General features: G+C 29.5%; 18 protein-coding genes. All 18 read left to right on the top strand.

What is annotated here, in order from left to right:
- The 18 genes from lepA (at position 1) to RWM24_RS02375 (ending at position 21,203) form a co-directional block, all read left to right on the top strand.
- Positions 1-1,830: a translation elongation factor 4 gene (gene lepA / locus RWM24_RS02460; RefSeq protein WP_006702614.1), complete on the top strand. Its 1,830-nt coding sequence runs from the start codon at positions 1-3 to the stop codon at positions 1,828-1,830.
- Between the two features lie 381 nt (positions 1,831-2,211).
- Positions 2,212-3,030 carry a Fic family protein gene (locus RWM24_RS02455; RefSeq protein WP_314111183.1) on the top strand — a complete coding sequence of 273 codons (819 nt, stop codon included), beginning with the start codon at positions 2,212-2,214 and terminating at the stop codon, positions 3,028-3,030.
- A gap of 192 nt (positions 3,031-3,222) precedes the next feature.
- Positions 3,223-3,489, top strand: a complete 267-nt coding sequence (locus RWM24_RS02450) for an autorepressor SdpR family transcription factor (RefSeq protein WP_314111181.1) — start codon at positions 3,223-3,225, stop codon at positions 3,487-3,489.
- Position 3,490: 1 nt separating this feature from the next.
- Positions 3,491-4,132 (top strand): SdpI family protein, encoded by a 642-nt coding sequence (locus RWM24_RS02445; protein WP_314111179.1) that lies wholly within the window; start codon positions 3,491-3,493, stop codon positions 4,130-4,132.
- Between the two features lie 133 nt (positions 4,133-4,265).
- Positions 4,266-4,451: a hypothetical protein gene (locus RWM24_RS02440; RefSeq protein WP_314111177.1), complete on the top strand. Its 186-nt coding sequence runs from the start codon at positions 4,266-4,268 to the stop codon at positions 4,449-4,451.
- Positions 4,452-4,508: 57 nt separating this feature from the next.
- A complete protein-coding gene (locus RWM24_RS02435; RefSeq protein ID WP_314111175.1) occupies positions 4,509-5,678 on the top strand; it encodes a hypothetical protein in 1,170 nt (389 codons plus the stop codon).
- A 511-nt stretch (positions 5,679-6,189) separates the two neighbouring features.
- Positions 6,190-6,327, top strand: coding sequence for a hypothetical protein (locus RWM24_RS02430; protein ID WP_314111173.1), 138 nt, complete (start codon positions 6,190-6,192; stop codon positions 6,325-6,327).
- 152 nt (positions 6,328-6,479) lie between these two features.
- A complete protein-coding gene (locus RWM24_RS02425) occupies positions 6,480-7,121 on the top strand; it encodes an amino acid ABC transporter permease (RefSeq protein ID WP_314111171.1) in 642 nt (213 codons plus the stop codon).
- Between the two features lie 10 nt (positions 7,122-7,131).
- Positions 7,132-7,761 carry an amino acid ABC transporter ATP-binding protein gene (locus RWM24_RS02420; RefSeq protein WP_314111169.1) on the top strand — a complete coding sequence of 210 codons (630 nt, stop codon included), beginning with the start codon at positions 7,132-7,134 and terminating at the stop codon, positions 7,759-7,761.
- A 10-nt stretch (positions 7,762-7,771) separates the two neighbouring features.
- Positions 7,772-8,611: an amino acid ABC transporter substrate-binding protein gene (locus RWM24_RS02415; protein ID WP_314111167.1), complete on the top strand. Its 840-nt coding sequence runs from the start codon at positions 7,772-7,774 to the stop codon at positions 8,609-8,611.
- A 108-nt stretch (positions 8,612-8,719) separates the two neighbouring features.
- Complete coding sequence (locus tag RWM24_RS02410; RefSeq protein ID WP_314111166.1) at positions 8,720-9,847, top strand: PD-(D/E)XK nuclease family protein; 1,128 nt, start codon at positions 8,720-8,722, stop codon at positions 9,845-9,847.
- A 160-nt stretch (positions 9,848-10,007) separates the two neighbouring features.
- Positions 10,008-10,997: an SIR2 family protein gene (locus tag RWM24_RS02405; RefSeq protein ID WP_314111164.1), complete on the top strand. Its 990-nt coding sequence runs from the start codon at positions 10,008-10,010 to the stop codon at positions 10,995-10,997.
- A complete protein-coding gene (locus RWM24_RS02400) occupies positions 10,990-12,888 on the top strand; it encodes an ATP-binding protein (RefSeq protein WP_314111162.1) in 1,899 nt (632 codons plus the stop codon). The genes RWM24_RS02405 and RWM24_RS02400 overlap by 8 nt, the downstream gene beginning before the upstream one ends.
- A gap of 327 nt (positions 12,889-13,215) precedes the next feature.
- The gene (locus tag RWM24_RS02395) at positions 13,216-14,115 is read left to right on the top strand and encodes a restriction endonuclease (protein ID WP_314111161.1); all 900 of its coding nucleotides are present in this window, start codon (positions 13,216-13,218) and stop codon (positions 14,113-14,115) included.
- A complete protein-coding gene (locus RWM24_RS02390) occupies positions 14,115-17,396 on the top strand; it encodes a DEAD/DEAH box helicase family protein (protein WP_314111159.1) in 3,282 nt (1,093 codons plus the stop codon). The genes RWM24_RS02395 and RWM24_RS02390 overlap by 1 nt, the downstream gene beginning before the upstream one ends.
- A 2-nt stretch (positions 17,397-17,398) precedes the next feature.
- Positions 17,399-18,448: an Eco57I restriction-modification methylase domain-containing protein gene (locus RWM24_RS02385; protein WP_314111158.1), complete on the top strand. Its 1,050-nt coding sequence runs from the start codon at positions 17,399-17,401 to the stop codon at positions 18,446-18,448.
- A gap of 54 nt (positions 18,449-18,502) precedes the next feature.
- Complete coding sequence (locus RWM24_RS02380) at positions 18,503-19,528, top strand: DUF4297 domain-containing protein (RefSeq protein ID WP_314111156.1); 1,026 nt, start codon at positions 18,503-18,505, stop codon at positions 19,526-19,528.
- The gene (locus tag RWM24_RS02375; RefSeq protein WP_314111154.1) at positions 19,521-21,203 is read left to right on the top strand and encodes a cytoplasmic protein; all 1,683 of its coding nucleotides are present in this window, start codon (positions 19,521-19,523) and stop codon (positions 21,201-21,203) included. Before RWM24_RS02380 ends, RWM24_RS02375 begins: the two co-directional genes overlap by 8 nt.
- The last annotated feature ends 161 nt before the right edge of the window (positions 21,204-21,364 follow it).

Raw genomic sequence — 21,364 nt, 5'->3', positions numbered from 1 at the left:
ATGAATTTAGAAGAAATGAGAAAACGACAAGAGCGCATCAGAAACTTCTCGATTATTGCGCATATTGACCATGGAAAGTCAACTTTAGCTGACCGTATTTTACAAGCAACAGATACTGTAGCTGACCGTGAAATGCAAGATCAATTATTAGACTCTATGGATTTAGAACGTGAACGTGGTATTACGATTAAGTTAAATGCGGTGGAATTAACGTATGATGCTAATGATGGAACAGAGTACATTTTCCACTTAATTGATACTCCAGGGCACGTGGACTTTACGTATGAAGTGAGTCGTAGCTTGGCAGCCTGTGAAGGAGCAATTCTTGTAGTAGATGCTGCTCAAGGGATTGAAGCTCAAACATTAGCGAATGTGTATTTAGCAATTGATAATGACTTAGAAATTGTTCCAGTTATTAATAAAATTGACTTACCTGCTGCTGATCCTGAACGTGTTCGTACAGAAATTGAAGACGTTATTGGAATTGATGCTAGTGAAGCCGTTCTTGCAAGTGCTAAAGTGGGAATTGGGATTCCAGAAATTTTAGAACAAATCGTTCATAAGATTCCAGCACCTACTGGAGACTTAGAAGCGCCATTACAAGCATTAATTTTCGACTCAGTATATGATGCTTACCGTGGAGTAGTGTTAAATGTTCGAATTCAAAACGGAATTGTAAGACCTGGTGACAAGATTCAATTAATGAGTAATGGAAAAACATTTGATGTGGTAGATGTGGGTATTTTCTCTCCAAAACCAATTAGTCGTGATTACTTAATGGTTGGGGATGTAGGTTATATTACCGCTTCTATTAAAACAATCCAAGACACTCGTGTAGGGGATACTGTTACATTAGCAAACAATCCAGCAAGTGAACCTTTATCCGGTTACCGTAAAATGAATCCAATGGTATATTGTGGTTTGTATCCAATTGATTCTTCTAAATATAATGATTTGCGTGATGCATTAGAAAAATTACAATTAAATGATGCTGCGTTACAATTCGAAGCAGAAACTTCTCAAGCGTTAGGCTTTGGTTTCCGTTGTGGATTTTTAGGATTGCTTCATATGGACGTTATTCAGGAACGTTTAGAACGTGAATTTGATTTAGACTTAATAACAACAGCTCCATCGGTAATTTACCATGTTCAAAAAACAGATGGAACAGAAGTAGTGGTGTCTAATCCTGCTGAAATGCCTGATCAATCAAGTGTTCAATCGATTCAAGAACCTTATGTAAAAGCATCTATTATGGTACCGAATGAATATGTCGGAAGTGTAATGGATATTTGCCAACGTAAACGTGGAACTTTTGTCACAATGGATTACTTAGATGAATATCGTGTCAATGTCATTTACGAAATGCCTCTATCTGAAATTATTTTTGATTTCTTTGATTCATTGAAATCAAGTACTAAAGGATATGCATCATTAGATTATGATTTAATCGGCTATCGTGAAAGTAAACTAGTGAAGATGGATATTATGTTAAATGGTGAAGTAGTCGATGCCTTAAGTATTATCGTTCATAAAGATTTTGCTTATAATCGTGGTAAAGCTATTACTGAGAAATTAAGAACATTAATTCCTCGTCAACAATTTGAAGTGCCAATTCAAGCAGCAATTGGAAATAAAATTTTATCTCGTACAAACATTAAAGCATTACGTAAAAACGTATTGGCGAAATGTTATGGTGGGGACGTTTCTCGTAAACGTAAGTTGTTAGAGAAACAAAAAGAAGGTAAGAAACGTATGAAACAAGTGGGATCAGTTGAAGTACCACAAGAAGCGTTCATGTCAGTGCTTAACCTTAACGAAGAAGAGAAGTAATTTTTAATAAACTTTTCTATTGTAGCAATGGACGGCAGCAGCTTCGCAAATGCGAATCTCATGCCTAAAAATTGAGCCTAAGGTCTCAATTTTTCCAGTAAAAGAAGTTTGGAAAGACTTCTTTTACTCGTGCTACAATGGAAAGTTTTTTTATTTCCATTCATTTATGAAATTTCGTTTAAATAATATATTTTATGTTATAGTCTTGCTTTTTTCAAAAGAAGGACTTAAGCAGCTTCGCTAAAGCGAATCTCATTACTAATACTACGGTAAAAAGTCATTTGTGTTGTGTCATCATTCATTAACGTTCCTACAGATGATAAATGATTTTAAAAATGTTATACTAAGACTGTAAATGTTCTAGGGAAGGAGTTTGATGGGATGGAAATAGATCCATTTAAAGAATACTTAAAAGAATCAGAGCCAGATAAAAAGAAAAAGGTCTATGCATGGCGTACAGCTATTGGGTTACAAGATGTTGATGGATTAAAACCATCTCAGTATTTAATTGAAACTGCTACCCAGAATATTGAAGGGTACATTACGATTGAAGAAGCATTAGAACGAATTGACTCTTATTATGAAGAAAAGGAAGTTCACTTAGCTGAAAAAGAACGTACTGAAGAAGCAGATAAAGTAGCTTCTCGAATTGCACAACTTCTTTCTGAAACAGCATTTTCCTTCACTCCACAGGAGTATATTTCAATTCATCGAAAATTATTTCAAGGAATTTATACACATGCTGGAAAGATAAGAGAGTATAATATTACTAAAAAAGAATGGGTACTAGATGGAGATACCATTTTGTATGGAAGTGCATCTGAATTAGAGGCAACCCTTGAGTATGATTTTTCTAGAGAAAGAGAGTTTAGTTATAAAGGGTTGACAATGGAGGAAATCATTCATCATTTAGCGGTATTTATTTCTAGATTATGGCAAATCCATATTTTTGGAGAAGGAAATACAAGAACGACTGCTGTATTCTTTATTAAATATTTAAGAACTCTTGGATTTACTGTGACAAATGAGAGTTTTGCAGATCATTCTTGGTATTTTAGAAATGCACTTGTTCGTGCGAATTATACGAATTTACCAAAAGGAATTCATGAAACGACAGAGTATCTAGAGTTATTTCTTAAAAATTTATTGTTGAATGAGAATCATCTGTTATCTAATCGTGATCTTAGAATTCATGAATGATAGAATAATTAAACTAATAGCGATAAAGTTTTTCGGAACTTATCTAAAACACCGGACTTAAAACACCGGTGTTTTTTTATTGCTTAAAAATTGAACATCTATTTAAAAATATTTTTAAATAACTCTTGCATTTTAATTACAGTAGGAGTATTATCTATTTAAAGAAAATTTTAAATAGAAAGAGATGAGGATATGTCAGTTAATGATATTTTGTCAGCATTATCGGATGAAAACCGTCGTAAGATTTTAGAAATTTTACGACAGGGACGAATGAATACTGGGGACTTAGCACAGAGCTTACAAATCACACCACAAGCATTGTCGTATCATTTAAAGAAGTTAAAACAGGCGGATTTAATTTATGAAACAAAGGAAAAGAACTTTATATATTATGAATTAAATTTAACCGTTTTAGAAGAGGCAATTGTTTGGATGAATTCAATTATTGGAGGAAATTAATATGTTAGTAGAACAAAGAAAAATAATTTTATTAGATGTCATTTTAACTTTTTTACCGATTTTACTTGCTTTATGCGTCGTTTGGTATGCACCTGAGACCATTGCATCTCGTTTTGATTTAGAAGGAAATGTTGTTGCAACGGCTTCCCGTTGGACGATTTTAATATTACCAATTTTCATTTTATTTTTATCTGGTTTCATCAAATGGATTGATTGTAAAGGATTGGTCGGAAGTCAAAATAAGGAAATTAGCCATTATATTTTTAGAGTTACATTACTATTGTTTAATGCTATTGCTATTTTCCAATTTGTCTTAATTTTGACAGGCGTTAGTATGGGTACTCAAATGGGACGTCTGATGGCATTTCTAATTGGACTATTTATGATATTCGTTGGAAATGTTAGTCCTAAAATTAAAGAAAGAAATAAGCACTTTGGTTTCCGTATGCCATGGATTATGAACAATGATGAAGCATTTCGTAAAACACAACGATTCTTCGGATTTGCGAGTACGATTTCTGGTGTAATCTTTATTTTAATTTCATTATTTACGGTGAATCAATTAGCAATGATTCTGGTGAGTATCGTTTTATTGCTAACGACTGGGATTACTGCAGTGTATTCATATAAAATTAGCAAATAAATGATGATTGACTTTTCTCTGTTCTAGTATCAGGCATTATTCTCAAATGCTACGGAGAAAAGTCTTTTTTCTTATTGAAATAAGTAGTATACTATCTGTGAAAACGATAACATTCTGAAAGTAGGAGATAATGATGCAAAAAGATCAAAAGATATTGTTGGGAATCTTCATTTTAGTAGGTGTTATTTGTATTGAATTAAGTATGTATGTCATTCCTTTTATTGAAGAAGTTAAGGATTTTGAATTACCTATGTTTGTTGTAGGAGTTATTCTTTGTATCATCTCTATTATTTTCGGGATTAGAAATCAAAAAAGTTAAGGAGGGTAGAATGATTGTGTCACGTTCATTTATTTAACAGTAATTGGGGGAATCTTTATGTTAGGAAAATATAGAGTAATTAGTATTGTATTGTTAAGTATTTGTTTAGCTTCTTGTGGTCAGCAAAAAAATACACAAGAATCGACGGTTCAAGAAAGTGTTACAACAGTGGAACAAAATAAATCCACTAATTTTCAACTAGGAAAGGGAAGTAATCAGTTTAATACTGTTTCATTTAATGAAACGTTTAAGGACAAGAGTGTAGTCGCTCATTATGCTGAGGAGTATCCAGACTTTATTCCGCAAGTAATATCTGAGGATGGAAAATTATACGGAAGTGTGGGTCGTGTTGGAATTTTAGAAATTGATTTAAAAACAAATCAGCATCAGTTAGTTCATGAAGTGAGCGATGCAACAGTTTCTCATCAATGGGTTCGAGCAGTTGATAAGAATTGGGTATTTTTTGAAGAATTTACAGACTCAAAAGAAACTGCTAATTTCTACTTGTTGAATCGTACAACGGGTGAAGTTATAACGGTTAAAGCGGATGAAAAGATGCCAATGATTCATCACATTAATGCATTCTTTACAGAAGAATCGCAGTTAGTATTTAATATTGTTAAGGATAGTAAAGAAGATACAACTTTAAATACTCTTCATCAATTGGAAACAACAACGATGAAAGATCAAGTCATTGATCAAAATACTTTTTCACCGATTCAATTCAATGGAAAACTTTATTATATTTGCTATGATGCAAGTGCAAACCATTCAGAAGTTGTTCAATATGATAGGAAGAGTGGAGAGAAGCAAGTGACCTTGACACATCAAAGTGCAACAGAGCATTTAAATCAATTATTTACGGATAAGCACGAATTATATGTTTCAGTGGGCACAGACTTGAAGAGTGGAACTATTTACCATGTTAATCAAGAAGAGAAGAAATATGATTGGGTCTATGGATATGCAAGCACAGGATTTATTCAACAAAATCACCTTGGATTCATGAGTTATTCAGCAACTGATACTGAATCAGGACGCTACAAAACACCTTATCGTTTGATTGACTTACAGCATCATAATGAATATGACTATGATGGAAGCATGGTATTCTTATCTGAAAAAGGAATGGCATGGATTGCCTTCAAGAAAGATACAAAGGAAATTCCAAAAGGTGAAACATTCCGAAACGAAAACTCAGAAATTCATTATGTTGAATTTGAATGAGAATGAATAGTAATCTAACGACAATAAGCTCCTAGTATGTGCTAGGGGCTTGTTTGTACTATAAAGTTCATTGAGGAAATTATTAGTATTAATTCTTGACTTTTGTTCTTAACAAGATTATATTTTAAGCACAAAAAGTCGGTAATAAAGAAATATTAATTGAAAAAATAAGGAGGTAAGTATTTATGAACATCACACTTTGTGTCTACAGTTTAATGTTATGTATGTTAGCATTTTTTGCTTATAAAAATGAGTTAGGAATATCTATTACTTCAATTCTACTAGTAGTATTGTTAACATTATTTGCAGGGATTCATCTGTTGTATACACATATCATTATTAAAGTAGTAATTTCCTGTTTGTTGTTATTGATTTCGTTTATGTTTTTTGTGGATAGAAGGGAAAGCCTTAAAAAAGTACATATGTCGCATCATATTATTAGATTGCTGCTTCACTTAGTTTTAATATTTAATTTATGGGTAGTTTAGATTTAAAGAAAAGAGGAAACGAAATGAATCAAACTAACGCTATTGGTAGTAATTGGAAAGACGTTCAACAAGAACTTTTCACACAAGAAGAAATTCGTAAAACTGATGAAAGAGTTGAGAAGATTAGTAAAACAATTGAAGAACAAAAGCAAGAACAGTAAGAAAAATTTGAATATAAACCACCATGACATCTCCCACAAAGGAAGATGTCATTTTTCATTCGATGAAAAAATCTGAAAACATTTTTGAAAACACCTTGATTTTATCATTGAATATGCTATAATTCGAACAATATTTATTTTGGAGGTGTCGTATGTCTTATTTATTTGAGATATTACCAAGTTTATTGAATGGTGCAACTATGACTTTACAAGTGTTTGTACTTGTTTTATTATTTTCAATTCCTTTAGGAGTTGTGATTGCGTTTGTGTTGCAAGTCCATTGGAAGCTCCTCCATTATGTGATTCATATTTATATTTGGATTATGCGCGGGACGCCGTTATTGCTTCAGTTGATTTTCATTTACTATGTATTACCAAGTGTAGGCATTAGATTGGATCGTCTTCCTGCTGCGATTATTGCGTTTACGTTGAATTATGCAGCGTATTTTGCTGAAATTTTCCGTGGGGGAATTGATACGATTCCAAAAGGTCAGTATGAAGCGGCTAAAGTGTTAAAATTCACGCCAATTACGACAGTTCGTTATATTATTCTTCCTCAAGTGACTAAAATCGTGTTACCTAGTGTATTTAATGAAATTATGAGTTTAGTAAAAGATACATCATTAGTGTACGCATTAGGGATTTCCGATTTAATTTTGGCGAGTCGTACTGCTGCCAATCGTGATGCAAGTTTAGTGCCGATGTTTTTAGCAGGAGCAATTTACTTAATTTTAATTGGGGCTATTACACTTGCTGCAAAACGTGTTGAGAAGAAATTCAGTTATTACCGTTAGGAGGAGAACTATGTTAGAATTACGCAATATTAGTAAAGGTTTTGGCGATAAGAAAATTTTGTCAAACTTTAATGTAACCATTCGAGAAAAAGAAATTTTAGCAATCGTTGGACCTTCTGGTGGAGGAAAAACAACATTGCTAAGAATGTTAGCAGGATTAGAAACGATTGATTCCGGAGAAATTTATTACAATGGAAACTTAGTCCCATTAGATGAATTAGAAAAACGTCCTTTATTAGGATTTGTTTTCCAAGATTTTCAATTGTTTCCACATTTATCTGTATTAGACAACTTAACCTTGTCTCCAGTGAAAATGATGGGCATGTCAAAAGACGAAGCAGAAGAGAAAGCTAGAAAATTATTACTTCGACTAGGATTAGCAGAGCATGCAGATGTCTATCCTTATTCCTTATCAGGAGGACAAAAACAACGGGTCGCACTCGCAAGAGCAATGATGATTGATCCAGAAATTATCGGCTATGACGAACCAACTTCAGCACTAGATCCAGCACTACGATTAGAAGTTGAAAAATTAATACTACAAAACCGTGAATTAGGAATGACACAAATCGTTGTAACGCATGACTTGCAATTTGCAGAAAATATTGCTGACCAATTATTAAAAGTGGAACCAAAATAGGAGGGAGTTTATGATTAAAAAGAAATTCTTACTATTTTGTACATGCAGTCTTAGCATCATCTTTATGGCTTGTACACAACAAGCTAGTGACCCAAAACAAGATAATTGGGAAAAATATCAACAACAAAACAGCATTACAGTTGGATTCGATAATACATTCGTTCCAATGGGATACGAAGAGAAAAATGGACAATATGCAGGGTTCGATATCGACCTCGCAAAACTCGTTTCTGAAAAATTAGGTATCCAAGTTCATTTTCAACCGATTGATTGGGATATGAAGGAAACGGAATTACAAAACGGAACAATCGATGCAATATGGAACGGCTATTCAGCAACCGATGAACGAAGAGAAAAAGTAGCATTTACCATTCCCTATATGCAAAATACACAAGTCATTGTCAGTAAGAAAACTAGTAATATTCGTTCTGTTGAGGATATGAAAGATAAAGTATTAGGAGCTCAAACAGGTTCATCTGGATATTTGGATTTTGAAGCACAACCTGAACTATTGAAAAATCACGTAAAGAATCATGATGCAGACCAATATCAAAGCTTCAATGAAGCACTCATTGATTTGAAAAACGACCGCATTGATGCATTGTTAATCGACAGAGTTTATGCGAATTATTACCTTACTTCAGAAGGTATCATAGATGACTACGAAATCTTCCCAGCAGGATTTGAAAGTGAATCCTTTGCGGTAGGAGTACGTAAAAGTGATAAAACTTTACAAGAACAACTTAACCAAGCTTTTGTAGCCTTATACCAAGAAGGGAAATTCCAAGAAATTAGTCAAAAATGGTTTGGAGAAAATATCTCTACAACAGAAGTCAAAGGTGAAAAATAAGAAATTTAGAGGCATCTACTGAAAAGTAGGTGTCTTTTTGCATCATTCATTGAAATAGAACAGTGAATCTGTTAACGTTAAGGTACTACAAAGTTAAAGGATAAAGACATGAAAAAGAAAACAACAAGCATTATAGAAGAACAATTACAACGACTAAACCGTTCCCCATTATTTGCGATTTCATTAAGTGGAAAGGAATTATCTCATTCCAATTTTTGGGCATGGTTACTCGAACAAGAAGTTGAAGGAAAACATCCATTTATTGAAGTATTTATCCCTGATTTTTATCAAAAAGGATGTACATTCGTCTCAGTCGAACGAAAAAAGAAACATGTGGATCTAACGATTACGTATAAAAACAAAGCCAATGTTACAGAAGTACTCATCATCGAAAACAAAATCAAATCCATTCCAACAAAAGAACAATTGATGAGATATGAAGAAGAATTAAGAAAACAAGACATAGCGATCACTGGAATTTTAACAGGATTATACGCCTCGTTAGATATCCAAGAATTAGGAACATGGTCATTCTTAAGTTACCAAGAAATAGCTAAACGAATCCAAAATATCCAACAACGACACGCAACAGTGGATTTTGCAGAGTATATCAAACAATATGCAGAAGACATCGAAGTACTCTATGACTTATTCCAAAGTAAAATGGAGCAAAATAAAGGCAAATACATTATTGGAGATAAAGACTTAGAAAAAATCCGCTATTCAGATATCTATGTAAAACTAAAAGGGTCAGAATTCATGGAAGAAATTAATAAACGACTAACTTTCGAACCTTACAATGATTGGGCAAAACCAGTCTGCGGACTCAGCTTTAATCATAAGAAACCTACCCTAAGTATTGTGTTCTCTCAAAGAATCGATGGAGATCCAACAAAAGAAATTGGAATGATTGGCGTACAAATAGAAGGAGACCAATTCAGAATTTATGGAGGAGCTTCGCAAGAAGGCAATTATCATGAGAAAGTAGTGATTGAAAAACTATACGATTGTGATTACTTCAAGAGAAATTTTGCAGAAGAAATTGAAAAACAAAATCGTACTTCTAAAATGAGAAATAATTATTGCAAATATGGGAATGTTGTAGCTAAATATTGCCATTGTTACCAATATTGGAAGATTGAAGACTTTAGCTATGATGCCATTATTGATGAGTTAATCAAGCAGATGAAAATTGCAGAAGAGAAGATTAAGGGCGGCTTGACGTTTGGGGAGTAGGAAGACGGTGTGAGCCGTTTTTTGTGCAAATAGTGAATGATATAATACAAAATATAATTACCTTTCAAAACAACACTATATATTGTGTTATTTGTTGAAAATACGAGACGATATATTGTATGATACTTGTGTAAAAATATAAATTTTAAGTAGGTGACATATGGGTGAAAAGTCTATAGTAGAAACTATACGTAAATTAGCAATTACTAAACAACTTAATTTTTTAATTGGATCAGGAGCTTCATTGCCGGCTATTTCATTAATGAGTGAATATAGTGCAGAAAATAAGAATGATGAATTATTAGAGAATGTTAAAAATAAGAGTGAGATAATTTTACAAGATGAGGTAGAATTACAAAACAACAATGATGTTTTAGTAACTTTACAAAATTATGAACGCTTTATATTAAGTATTATTCAATTACTAAACTATTCAAATTCTCGTCAGACTCCAAAAAATATAAATATATTTACAACAAACTATGACTTATTTATTGAAAAAGCGATAGATATTCAACAACAAAAAAACTATTTCATATTTAATGACGGAAGTCGAGGATATTTTAACCGTATATTAGATAGTTCAAATTATAATAGCACTGCTTCATATAAAGGATTAAATGATAATTATATCAATGAAATCCCTTGTATTTCGTTAATTAAGCCCCATGGATCTGTAAATTGGGAAAAAATTGAATTTAAAAATTCAAATTTTATTAAAGTAAATAATTTTGTTTTAGATAATCCAGTTGTTGTACCCCCTACCGGATATGAACAACAAGAAACCTTTTTAAATGATCATTTTCATGAGATGTTAAGAGTATTTCAATTGGAACTTGATAAACCTCAATCTGTTTTATTTGTTATTGGATTTTCATTTCAAGATAGTCATATTGCTAAAATGATACGAAGAGCATGCTTAAATCCTGAGTTAATGATATATATTTTTGCCTATAATATCGAGGATAAAGAAAAAATTATGAAAAATTTAAAGAATGTTTCTGAAAATTTAAATTGTAAAATCTTAATTCCTGAAGATTTTGGAGAAGGTATATATACATTAAATGAAAATTCTATTCCATGTTTTACAATAAAAAATTTAACAGATTTACTAAACATCGGTGAAAATAAGGATGATTTTAATGATTGAAAATTCAAAAAAAATTGGCGTTATAGTTGCTGTTGATGGAGATTCATCACAAGTTGGTATGTATAGTTTAACCAATGATGTTGAGTATATCTGGAGAGGGGAAATTTTAACAGGACCAAGAGTTGGTGCGTATTTAACTATTAACCAAAATGATATAAAAATTATTGCTTCAGTAGCTAGTGAAAAAATAATTGATACTCAAAATAATGTTAAAAGCGAAGTTTTTGATAATAGATTTAGTAAAGGAACAGTAAAAAGAATTTTAACATTAAAGACGAAAGGGGTTATTGAAAAAAATAAATTTACAGTAACAAGTCAATATGTTCCAATGATAGGAAATGAAATTTCAATAACAACAAAAAAAGAATTAAATATTATTTATGGAGTAGAAGCAGTAGAAAATTCAATCTCAATTGGAACTTCAATTCTTGAAAATCAGCCGATTCATATCCCAATTAACAGCTTTTTTCCTTCTCATATTGGAATTTTTGGAAATACTGGTAGCGGAAAATCAAATACATTGCATAAATTATATTTAGAATTATTTAGAACAAAATATAAAAAAATGATATTACAGACTTCACAGTTTTTTATTATAGATTTTAATGGAGAATACACTTCCGAAAATATGTTTGGAATTAATCAAAATAACAAGTGCGTATTTAATATCAATACTAGAATATATGATAAAAGTGATATGTTACCTATAAAAGAGGAGTATATTTTAGATCCTGAAATTCTGTCAATTCTATTTGATGCAAGACCTGCAACACAAGTACCATTTTTAAGACAAGCTTTACGATTATATAAAGAAGTTACTACTCGTAGAGAGTTTAAATTTGGTAATTTCGTTGCAGGGACACTGAAAAAAATATTAACTTCAGGTAATTCTAGTTCACAAGATAGTTTAAATAATTGGATAGAAACAGCTAAAAAGTATTGTGATAATAATGATGATATTTTTTTAGAAATAGACAAACTTCAATTTAATTCATCTAAAAATTGCTATTATTATGAAAATACGCAAGGTAAAATTTTCTATAATACAGGTAGTGAGAATTCAATTCCAAGTTTTAATTTACAAGCAATTGGATTAGATACCATAATTGAAAAACTAAATGAAAAGTTTACTGAATCTGATAATTTAATTGATCGTTTGTTAATGTTTTTAGATTTTCAAAAGGAACATCGAACAGCTTGGGATAAAGTAAATAGAGAACACTTAATACCATTATTCAATAGGATTTATTCTTCACTTGATAGTTTAAAAAAAGTTGTTTTAGTTATACCAGAAATATCAGATTTTTTTAAGTGTGTAAATATTATAAACCTTATAAATGCTAATCAAGAAATTAAAAGATTAATACCAATGTTATTATCTAAAATGATTTATGATGAACAAAAAAAATTAGTTTCTAGTAATGTAGTAAATAATACTAAGCATCTTATTATAGATGAAGCACATAATATTTTAAATTCGGAATTAAAAAATATAGGTGATAGTTGGCAAGACTATAGATTATCTATTTTTGAAGAAATTATTAAAGAAGGAAGAAAATTTGGTTTTTATTTAACTTTATCTAGTCAGAGACCAGCAGATATTTCGCCTACTATTATGTCTCAACTTCATAACTATCTTATTCATCGGTTAGTAAATGAAAAAGATTTGAGAATGTTAGAAAGTACTATGCCCACACTAGATAAGACATCCTATAATATGATTTCAATGTTAGGAAAAGGAGAAACTATCCTTACGGGAAAGGCTATTAAAATACCAGTGTTTGTTAAAGTTGAAAAAGAAAATAAGATTAGACCAACTAGTGATGATGTTGTTTTAACAGATATTTGGGCAAATGATACTCAATTAAAAGATTGGAATATAGAATTTTAGTATTTTTTATAAATATTGGTTTAAAAAGAAATCTCTATGATATAATTTTATTACGTGAATTGACAATGTTAAATGTTACAAATAATAAAAGGTTATGTCACTTAAAATCTACTTTGATTACGTCTATTTAAGTGTATCAGATAGTTATGTTTTTATTGTACTTCATTTTACAATTCATCTTTGAATCAAATTCCCAAAATCAGTTAAAGTTATAGATTGCTTTAACTGATTTTTTTGTAAATCTATTTTGATATCCATTCCACACATAGCTTATTCCGTTAAATATGATATAATAATTATGAATAAACCTAAGAAGGAGTGGACATTTTGGATGAAAAAATAATGGATTTTATGATAGATATTTCTGAAGAAAATATTAGAAATTCTATGCCTGAAATTCTAGATATTCTATTAATTGATAGAACAACAACAACTCCTAAGAAAATCAATAATATTATATGGGCAAATGATAACTATCAAAAATACGGTGTTAAACAGTATGCACCAACAGCACAAATTACAGCTGAGTTAATTACGGGAGCTATGGATGATTTAATTAAACCTAGAGCTTTAAAATCGAATGATTTAAAAAAAGAACGTACCAAATCTAAAGCTGAAGTTTTTACTCCAAGTTGGATTGTAAAAAAACAAAATGATGCAGTAGATAAAAACTATATTGATGATTTTTTAGAAAAGTATGTTTCAAGAAAATGGTTAGAAATCACTTGTGGTGAAGCTCCATATATGGTATCTCGTTATGAAATGGAAACTGGAGAGCTAATTCCAATAGAAGATAGAGTAGGTTTTGTTGATAGAAAATTAAGAAGGATTAATAAAGAAGTTTCAGATAAAGCGGAGTGGCAAAGACTTGTCGAGTTAGCTTATCAATCTAGTTATGGGTTTGAGTGGAGTGGAGACTCTTTATTATTGGCTAGAGAAAACTTATTATACACTTATCGAGATTATTACGTAGATAAGTGGGAGGAAGAACCTTTACTAAGTCTATTTTTAAGAATCGCAAATATTATTAGTTATAACGTTTTTCAAATGGATGGATTAAAATATATTATTCCTTTATCTGAAAGAATCGAACGAATTGAGAATTATCAATTATCATTATTTGATGATGAAATAAGTGAAGAATTTGAAGTGATTCCTGGTAAACGTGTAAAAATCATGAATTGGGAAACAAATAAAATGGAATATTTTGATAAGGGGTTAAAATAATGATTGATAACACTAAAATACAGACAACCAAAGAAATTTATCCTCAAATTTATGCATATACATTACCAACTATTCCTGAAAAAGATGGTTGGATTAAAATAGGTTATACAACTAGACGAGATGTTGATGAGAGAATTAAAGAACAAGTTCATACTGCAGCTATTAACCTACAATATGAAAAATTATGGGCAGAGCCTGCTAAGTTTTCTCAAGAAAACAAATACTTTACAGATCATCAATTACATGCTTATTTAACGAAATTTAAAGAAATAAAAAGAGAACCAAATTCAGAATGGTTTTATTATAATGGTACTCCAGAAAAAGCATATATGGATTTTAATGATTTTAGAAATCGTGATTATAAACAAGAAAAAGATACAACAGATTATGCGTTACGTAAGGAACAAAAAGATGCTGTAGATAAAACAATTAATTATTTTAAAGAAAATCCAAAATCAGAGTTTTTATGGAATGCAAAACCACGTTTTGGAAAAACCTTAACCACTTATGATTTAATTAGAAAATTGGATTTTAGAAGTGTATTAATTGTAACCAATCGACCAGCTATTGCTAATTCATGGTTTGATGATTTTGAAAAATTTATTTCTGGGCGATATGATTATTTTTTTGTATCGACATCAGAATCATTAAAGAATAGAAAAACATTAAGTCGTAATGAATTTATTGATATAGCAAAAAAAGATGAGAAAGCTAAACTTATATCATTTATTTCACTTCAAGATTTAAAAGGCTCTATTCATTTTGGTGGAGGATATTCAAAATTAAAATGGGTAAAAGATACTAAGTGGGATTTACTAGTAATTGATGAAGCACATGAAGGTGTAGATACATTAAAAACAGATGTGGCGTTCAGAAATATTCAAAGAAATCATACACTTCATTTATCAGGAACACCATTCAAACAACTTGGTTCAGGACAATTTAGTGATGAACAAATTTTTAACTGGACCTATTCAGATGAACAAAAAGCAAAAACTGAATGGGATTCTAGATTAGAGCAAAACAATCCTTATATTAAGTTACCAAAATTAAATATGTTCTCTTATCAAATGAGTGCAATGATAACGGATGAAGTGAATCAAGGCGTTCAATTAGATGGAACAAATATTGATTATGCTTTTGATTTAAATGAATTTTTTGAAACGAATGAAAGTGGAAAGTTTGTTCATGAAAAAGATATTTTAAAATGGTTAGATACCCTTACTCGTAATGAAAAATATCCTTTTTCAACAAAAGATTTAAGACAAGAATTAAAACATACATTTTGGTTGTTGAATCGAGTAGATAGTGCAATAGCATTGAAGAAACTCTTAAACAATCACCCTGTATTTGAACAATATGAGGTAGTACTTGCTGCAGGGGATGGTAAATCATTTGATGATGAAGATAAAAAAAATGAGAAATCATTTATTCGTGTGAAAAAAGCGATTGAAATTCATGATAAGACTATTACATTATCTGTAGGACAATTAACAACAGGCGTTACGATTCCAGAATGGACTGCAGTATTAATGTTGTCCAATATGCAATCTTCAAGTCTTTATATGCAAGCAGCTTTTCGTGCTCAAAATCCATGGGAATATGAAGTAAATGGAGAAGTTCATAGAAAAGAGAATGCCTATGTATTTGATTTTGCTCCAGAACGTACATTAATGATTTACGATGAATTTGCGAATAATCTTGCGATTAGTACTGCAAATGGAAATGGAACGACAGAAGAACGAAGAGAGAATATTCGAGAACTTCTTAACTTCTTCCCAGTTATCGCTGAAGATACTGATGGTAAAATGATTCCATTAGATGTTGATAAAGTATTAACAATTCCAAAATCTATTAAAGCAAAAGAAGTTGTTAAGCGTGGATTTATGTCTAACTTATTATTCCAAAATATTTCTGGTATCTTTACTTCACCAGCAGCAAGAGAAATCCTTGAGCAAATGAATCCATCTGAAAAAGGCGAAAGTATGCCAAATCATAAGAAGTCTGAGATTAATCTAAAAAATGTTCAAGTAGACGAAGAGGGAAATGCAGTTGCTGATACAGAAATTGTAATTGCAAAAACAAATGCGCACTTTGGTACGAAAGTTTATACAGATATCTTTGAAACATTAGAAGACTTAACATCTACTAATGATGAAGCGACAAAAAACAAAACAACATCTGAATTATCAAAAGTAATTGAAAATACCATTCAAGAAACTACACAAGAAGCAGCAAAAACAATTGCTCAAGAAGTTGGTTTAAGTGCAAAAGTTGCAGAACAAATTGTTAAAAAACAAGCTGTTGAAATTGCCCAAGAAGTACGTGTTATTGAAGAAAATCATCGTATTAAGCAAAATGAATTAATTGCAGAAATGAATCAAGAAAAGAAAAAGTTTGCCCATCAACCAGAGAAAATTGAAGAAATTATTCAATCGTACGAAGTAAAACGTCAAGAAGCTAATGAACAGTTCAAAGAAACTGTGAAACAGACTGTGGAAGAAAAAACAAAAGAAATTCCACAGCAAACTACTCAACAAATTATTCAAAGAGCAGAGGAAAAGAAAAAAGATACAGTTGAAGATGATATTCGTGCAAGATTAAGAGGATTTACACGTACAATTCCATCGTTCTTAATGGCTTATGGAGAAGAAACGACAACATTAAGTACATTTGACATTACCATTAAGGATGATGTGTTCAAAGATGTTACAGGTATTTCATTAGAACAATTTCGTATTTTAAGAGATACGTATCAATTCTTTGATCCGATTGTATTTGATGAATCTGTACAAGAATTTTTAAGAAAACGTGAGGAATTAGCAAATTACTTCGATGAATCTCAAGAGGAAGATATTTTCGACTATATTCCACCGCAAAAAACAAATCAAATTTTTACTCCTAAAAATGTAGTAAAAATGATGGTTGATAAATTAGAGGAAGAAAATCCGTCAATTTTTAAGGATTCAAGTAAGACATTTGCTGATTTATATATGAAATCAGGATTATATATCACTGAAATTGTAAAAAGATTATTTAAAAGTCTTGAATCTGAAATTCCAAATGAAAATGATAGATTAAAACATATTTTAGAAAATCAGGTATATGGTTTTGCTCCAAGTGAAATTATATACAATGTTGCAAGAAACTTTATCTTTGGATTTGATAAAGATGCAAAACAATTTAATGATTCTCATATAGTACATTTAGATACGACACCTTATGCTAAAGGTGAAAAAGACTTAGCGGAAAAATGTGATGAATTATTTGGAGGAAAATAATAATGAAGTTTGATGTAGTTATAGGAAATCCACCTTATCAAGAAGACACAAATGATTTTTCAGTGGATCATGGGAGACAAAAAAGAGTTAGAAATATTTTTCAAGAATTTCAAATACTAGCAGATTCGATTTGTTTAGGGAATTCATGTTTAATATATCCAGGTAAAAGATGGATTCATTTTTCAGGAAAAGGAATGAAAAAGTTTGGTGTAGAGCAATTAAATAGTTCGAGTTTATCAAAATTAATTTTTATACCTTATGCAGAAAAGATATTTAATCGTATTGATGTAGCTGATGGTATTTCTATTGTAATTAAGAATTATAAAAAAGAAAAGACTGGTTTTGAGTATGAATTTATTGATGGAAATAATTTTCAAAAAAGATTTGTTAAAGAACCAGGTTCTTCCCCAATAGCTTTAATACCCTACGAAGAAAAAATTGTAAATAAATTAAAAAAATTTATGAAAGATTATTCTTTACCTGCTTTATCAGAAAGTGATTGTATTAATCAAAAATTATTTAGAATTGAAAGTGATTTTGTTGAGAAAAATCCTGATTTAGTTAAATCATTTGAAGGACAAAAAATTATGGAGAACGAAATTAAGTTGTTTACAAATGATAAAGGTGGAAAAATGGGAAGAGCAAAGTGGTATGTTACAAATAGAAATATACTTACAGTTAATCAACATTTAATTGACAAATGGAAAGTTATTGTTTCTAGCGCTAATGCTGGTGGACAAAAACGTTCAAATCAAATGGAAATTATAGATAATTATTCAGTTTTTGGTAGATCAAGAATAGCTTTAAAGATGTTTAATACAGAAGATGAAGCAAAAAATTGTTTTAAATATTTAAATTCTAAGATAATTAAATTTTGTTTTCTACTAACCGATGAAGCTTTAAGTTCATTAGCACAATTAGTTCCAGATTTAAATGATTATTCTAAAGATTCAATAATAAATTTTAAGGAAGATATTGATAATCAACTTTTTAAATTAATAGAACTTTCTGAAGAGGAATATCAATATATTATATCTAAAGTAGAAAAATAACTAGATACTTCATGGGTTCTAATTATTTATACAGTGTTGGAGATGATATTAATAGTGGAAAAATATTATATGAACTTACCAAAAGATTTATCTGGGAGTATATCTAAGAATAGATTTAGGATAGAATTGCTTTGGGGAATTAATAAAATTATCGAAGCACATAAAGAATTAGGCGATTATACTGTTATATTTGACTTTAAATGTGATATTGAACTTCACAAAAAGGATACAATAAGTTTTTTTCAAATAAAAACAAAGATACCTTCTAACTTTAATACAAATAATTTATGTAAAATTGATAAAGATAAACAGAATTCAATTTTAGGGAAATTATATTTATTATATTCTCCGGATGTGGATATTCAACTTTTTATAGTTAGTAATAAACATCTGAAAATTAATAACAGAAATATTGATTGTGAAATTCAATGTTTAGGAGAATTAGATTCTAACGTAGTGTCTAAGATACAGGAAGAACTTAGTAAAGAATTAGATTTAGATACAATAAACTTAGATAATATTTATTATATTTATGATGGTATAGATTTTGTGAATCCTGAGAATGCTATTCGAGGGAAACTTATAAAATCATTTGAAGATATAACAGGTGAAGAACCGATTAATCCTAATGCATTCTATAGATTGGTATATAATACAGTAATAGAAAAAGCTTGTTATGAATTAAATTTGACAAAATATAAAGATGTTATTACTTATAAAGGGATTACAAGGTCTTCATTTGAAAAAATGTTAAATGCTCATCGCATGGAATCTATAAACGGAGTATATGATACAAATAACTTTATTAAACAATTGCAACCTTTTAAACGACGAGAATTAAATATAGCAATGTCTAATCTTTTATCATTACCTCGTAGTATTAGGATTGAAGATCTAAAACGGAGAATTTTTAAATTTATAATTAATAATGAAAAAATAATCAAAGATGAAGATAATTATTTAAATTTAGTAAGTAAGAAATTTGATGATGAATTTGATATAGAGTTTACAAATGCAATGAAAACAGTTCAATATTTGATTGTATACTATATTTATGTAGGTGGTGGTGAACTTGATTAATATAATATTTAAAAAAATAATAATTTTCGATACTTTTGAAGAAAAGGCTGTTTCTATGAAATTTATGACTGGTATTAATATTATTACTTCAAGTGAAATAAATGGTACTGATAGAGGTAAGTCTGTTTTATTAAGAAGTTTATATCATTCACTAGGAGCAGATGCTTTTTTTGATTCAAAATGGAATGAAAAAAGTAAGATTTATATTTTATTCTTCATGGTAGATAATTTAGAATATTGTATTTATAGGTCTCAACAATTTTTCAAAATTTTTAAAAATAATGAATTATTAATTTCTACAAGCAACAGAACAGAATTAGCAGAATTTTTAGGGGATATATTTAAATATAAAATTTATTTACCTAAAAAAAATAGTGAAAGTTTAGTAATTGCTCCACCAGCATATAGTTATTTATTTAATTTTTTAGATCAAGATTATTATGTTGGGACAAAGTTTAATTCATTTAATAAATTATCTCAATTTAGTAATTTTAAGTTGGATGTTATTTATTCACATTTAGGTATTTACAATCAAGAGTATTTTAATTTGATTCGTAAAAAAGAAAGTATTGAGAGATATATAAAGGATAAAAAAAATCAAGAAAATGAAATAGAAATTATGAAAATAAGAGCTCATGATATTTTAGAGGGATTTACGTGTCCTGAAACAATAAAAGCTTTAGAAGACGATCTTAAAATTGAAGTTGAAAGATATTCTAAATTATTAAGTGAAATGAATAAAATAAGAAATAAGTTAGTTAGTTTAAGAAACGAACTTGAAGAACAAAAGATAACCGAAAATCAATTATCAACATATAGTAATAATCAAGAGAATGTACTTAAGAAAATATTAAAAACAAAAATTTGTCCTGAATGTAGTACCACATTAAGTGATAATATTAATGTAATGAGTAGAAAATATAATCTTATTGAGAATATTATTACTTTGAAAGATAATATTAAAATTCAAATCCAACAAACTGAAAAAGAAATAGATAGTAACGAGAAATTATATTTTAATTTAACTATTAAACTAAAAGAAATTGATTCAAAAATAAATACAAGGCAAAATAAAATTAAAGATTTTGCTAAGGTTAAAGGTTTAAATATACTAATTGATGAATTAAATCATGATTTGGTTAAAAATAACATAGAAATTAAAGAATTTGAGTTTACTTTAAAACCCATTATGAAAGAGATAAAAAAGATTAAGAAAAGAATAAAAAATATTGATGAGAATTATTCTATATTGATTGATCAGTTAAAAAATAGATTTCAACTTAATGAACTTGAAAAAAACTCCTATGATAGTATGAAAAGCTCTTTTTGTGCTAGCGGAAGTAACAAACCTTTATCCACAGTGATTTGGTACCTTGTTTTAAATCAATTAAAAAGAAATTATAATAAAGAGGGTACATTTTTTCCAATGGTTTTTGATAGCCCAAATAATGCAGAAATGGATAAAAATAAGAAGCACGCTTTGATAGAATATATTTTAGAAGAGTCGCCGAATTTTAAACAATTAATTATTTCAGCGATTGGTTTTAAGAGTGAGGAATATATTAAGGATAAAAATGTAAATATTAAATTATTAGAAAATAATAAATATGAATTATTAAGTAAAAAAGAATACATGTGTAATTTAGATCTTTTAAAACGACTAAATGATGCTTAATAATATTAAATTTATATATCATTTACTTAGAAGAGTTGATTAGACAAATGAAAATTGATTTTCTCTTAGAGAATTAGAATATTCAGAAATTCAGTAATACATCAATATGTATCTAAACTCGCCTAACGTAGCATCATACGATTAGGCGAGTTTTTTGTATA

It is taken from the genome of uncultured Granulicatella sp., from assembly GCF_963516875.1.
Classification (GTDB): Bacteria; Bacillota; Bacilli; order Lactobacillales; family Aerococcaceae; genus Granulicatella.
The sequence above is the reverse complement of the archived record's forward strand: the minus strand, read 5'-3'. Positions and strand labels throughout refer to the sequence as shown.

Bases quoted from the DNA above. Each gene is read 5' to 3' on its own strand.
- RWM24_RS02410 (WP_314111166.1), top strand. From the start codon at position 8,720: ATGAAAAAGAAAACAACAAGCATTATAGAAGAACAATTACAACGACTA.
- RWM24_RS02430 (WP_314111173.1), top strand. From the start codon at position 6,190: ATGAATCAAACTAACGCTATTGGTAGTAATTGGAAAGACGTTCAACAA.
- RWM24_RS02405 (WP_314111164.1), top strand. From the start codon at position 10,008: ATGGGTGAAAAGTCTATAGTAGAAACTATACGTAAATTAGCAATTACT.
- RWM24_RS02440 (WP_314111177.1), top strand. From the start codon at position 4,266: ATGCAAAAAGATCAAAAGATATTGTTGGGAATCTTCATTTTAGTAGGT.
- RWM24_RS02415 (WP_314111167.1), top strand. From the start codon at position 7,772: ATGATTAAAAAGAAATTCTTACTATTTTGTACATGCAGTCTTAGCATC.
- RWM24_RS02385 (WP_314111158.1), top strand. From the start codon at position 17,399: ATGAAGTTTGATGTAGTTATAGGAAATCCACCTTATCAAGAAGACACA.
- RWM24_RS02445 (WP_314111179.1), top strand. From the start codon at position 3,491: ATGTTAGTAGAACAAAGAAAAATAATTTTATTAGATGTCATTTTAACT.
- RWM24_RS02400 (WP_314111162.1), top strand. From the start codon at position 10,990: ATGATTGAAAATTCAAAAAAAATTGGCGTTATAGTTGCTGTTGATGGA.
- RWM24_RS02450 (WP_314111181.1), top strand. From the start codon at position 3,223: ATGTCAGTTAATGATATTTTGTCAGCATTATCGGATGAAAACCGTCGT.
- RWM24_RS02425 (WP_314111171.1), top strand. From the start codon at position 6,480: ATGTCTTATTTATTTGAGATATTACCAAGTTTATTGAATGGTGCAACT.
- RWM24_RS02390 (WP_314111159.1), top strand. From the start codon at position 14,115: ATGATTGATAACACTAAAATACAGACAACCAAAGAAATTTATCCTCAA.
- RWM24_RS02455 (WP_314111183.1), top strand. From the start codon at position 2,212: ATGGAAATAGATCCATTTAAAGAATACTTAAAAGAATCAGAGCCAGAT.
- RWM24_RS02435 (WP_314111175.1), top strand. From the start codon at position 4,509: ATGTTAGGAAAATATAGAGTAATTAGTATTGTATTGTTAAGTATTTGT.
- RWM24_RS02420 (WP_314111169.1), top strand. From the start codon at position 7,132: ATGTTAGAATTACGCAATATTAGTAAAGGTTTTGGCGATAAGAAAATT.
- lepA (WP_006702614.1), top strand. From the start codon at position 1: ATGAATTTAGAAGAAATGAGAAAACGACAAGAGCGCATCAGAAACTTC.